This is a genomic window from Lawsonibacter sp., assembly GCF_022777125.1.
GTDB lineage: Bacteria > Bacillota > Clostridia > Oscillospirales > Oscillospiraceae > Lawsonibacter_A > Lawsonibacter_A hominis.
This window is the reverse complement of the sequence record NZ_JALFGV010000109.1, coordinates 1-2,514: the sequence shown is the minus strand read 5'-3', so window position 1 is coordinate 2,514 and position 2,514 is coordinate 1. Positions and strand designations below refer to the sequence as shown.

The following is a 2,514-nucleotide window of genomic DNA, read 5'->3' as shown; positions in this document are numbered from 1 at the left end:
TTCTTTTACAATCACCAGCGCATTCAATCAAAAACAAAACTGACGCCTCTGGAATTGCGCCGCCAGTTTGCTGCTTGAAAATCTCATAGTCCTATATTAGGGGCGTTTTTGTGCTGTCCGCACAATCGGGGGCGGTTCAGTACGTTTCCCTGGCGCTTTGTCTATATTGCAGCGCCGCCGTGACCGGCGCAGAGCCCGCCCATCCACAGAAAACACTGCAAAGAAGACCAAATTAAAGGAAGTTCGGAGAAAAGTACCACTTGCGGTTGATTGTTCAAAAAGGAGGGGCTATAATTCAGTTAGCCCCTGCGGCGGCAGGCCCGAGGGACGCACCTTCCGGTGCAATAGGGTGGTCACATGCGTTTCAAGACAGCAAGTATCCAGTTTCAGATCATAAAACTCATAATAAGGAGGAAAGGAACATGGAAAAATGGAACTGCTCTGTCTGTGGTTACATCCACGAAGGCCCCCTGCCAGCCGATTTTGTCTGCCCCGTATGCAAACACCCGCAGAGCTACTTTGAGCCGCACAAAGAAAATTATTGATGGGGCGGGAACAGCGCCGCTGCCGGATGCCACGGACGGTATGACCGGCGTTCCGGAGCCCCCGGATTGGCTGCGGGGCAGGAGCGGAGACCCTCTGCTTCAAGTCCGCCGCGGTCCCCCGAAAAGCGGACGGTGAAGTTCGGTTTTCCGGGGAAATAACGTAAGATTACGGTACGGTTGGGCGCGGCCGGACCGGCGGTTTCCGCATTCCGCGGAACAAGCGGCCCGGGACGCGGGGCGGAAAGCGATCAATAAAATTCGGTGAGAAGGAAGCGTTGCCGAAGAAAGGAAACGAGAATGAAGGTTGTCATTGTTGGCGGGGTTGCCGGAGGAGCGACGGCCGCAGCCCGTATCCGCAGATTGGATGAGAACGCGCAGATCGTTGTTTTTGAGCGCTCTGGCTTCGTTTCCTATGCCAACTGCGGCCTGCCCTACTACATCGGCGGCGTCATAACGGACCCGGAGGAGCTGACGCTCCAGACGCCGGAGCGCTTTTGGCAGCGGTTCCGGGTCGACATGCGGGTACGGCATGAGGTGACCGCGCTGCATCCGCAGCGAAAGAGCGTTGCGGTGCGTGATCTGGAGACCGGAAGAGTTTTTGAAGAACGCTATGATAAGCTCCTCCTGTCGCCCGGGGCCCGCCCCACCCAGCCGGAGCTGCCCGGTGTGGGACTGGACAGGCTCTTTACGCTGCGGACCGTGGAGGACACTCTGCGCATCCGGGCGTTCGTGGAGCGGGAGAAGCCCCGCTCCGCAGTCCTGGCGGGCGGCGGATATATCGGCCTGGAGCTGGCGGAAAACCTGCGCGGGCTTGGAATGGACGTGACCATCGTTCAGCGGCCCCAGCAGCTGCTCAACCCCCTGGACTATGATATGGCGGCCTTTGTCCACGCCAAGATGCGGCAGGAGGGCGTTAAGCTGATGCTGGGCCATTCCGTCGCGGGATTCGAGGCGGATCGTAACGGCGTGAAGGTACTGCTCAAGGGAGAAGCGGCGCTGAAGGCCGATCTGGTGATCTTGGCCATCGGCGTTACTCCGGATACCCGCATTGCCAAGGAAGCGGGCCTGGAGCTGGGCGTCAAGGACAGCATCGTGGTGAACGACCGGATGGAGACCTCTGAGCCGGACATCTATGCCGTGGGCGACGCGGTAGAGGTTAAGCACTGCGTCACCGGGGAACAGACGCTGATCTCCCTGGCGGGCCCGGCCAACAAGCAGGGACGCATCGCCGCGGACAATATCTGCGGCGGGCACAGCGTTTACGGCGGCTCCCAGGGCTCCTCGGTCATCAAGGTGTTCGATATGACGGTGGCCACCACCGGCATCAACGAGCGCACGGCGAAAAAGGCCGGGATCGACTGCGATAAGATCTATCTCTCCCCGGCCAGCCACGCCGCGTACTATCCGGGCGGCAGACTCATGACCATGAAGGTGGTTTTTGAGAAAGGAAGCTGCAGGCTGCTGGGCGCGCAGATCGTGGGCTATGAGGGGGTGGATAAGCGGATCGACGTGCTGGCGTCCGCTCTGTATGCCGGGCTGAATGGGGTGCAGCTGAAGGAGCTGGATCTTGCTTACGCGCCGCCCTATTCCTCGGCAAAGGACCCGGTGAACATGGCCGGCTTTATGATCGAAAACATTGCGCAGGGAAACGTCAAACAGTTCCACTGGGAGGAAGCGGACGCGCTCCCCCGGGACGGTTCGGCAATCCTGCTGGACGCCCGGACGCCGGCGGAATATGCCCGTGGGCACCTGGAGGGGTTCCGCAATCTCCCATTGGACGAGCTGCGGGAGCATCTGGAGGAGCTGGAGCGGGACAAGCCGGTCTATGTGGTCTGCCAAAGCGGCCTGCGAAGCTATCTGGCCTGCCGCATCTTGGCTCAGCACGGCGTGGACTGCTGCCACCTCGCCGGCGGCTACCGGCTTTATGAGGTGATCGCCAAAGAGCGCTGCGCCGCAGAGTGCGCATTCC

The 2,514-nt window shown here is 60.3% G+C and carries 2 protein-coding genes; both read left to right on the top strand.

What is annotated here, in order from left to right; all coding sequences use genetic code 11:
* The first annotated feature begins 422 nt into the window (after nucleotides 1-422).
* Nucleotides 423-545 (top strand): rubredoxin-like domain-containing protein, encoded by a 123-nt coding sequence (locus tag MR825_RS09480; protein WP_287880399.1) that lies wholly within the window; start codon nucleotides 423-425, stop codon nucleotides 543-545.
* Nucleotides 546-842: 297 nt separating this feature from the next.
* Nucleotides 843-2,514: FAD-dependent oxidoreductase (locus MR825_RS09475; protein WP_287880397.1), on the top strand; the 1,672-nt coding region annotated here is incomplete at its 3' end.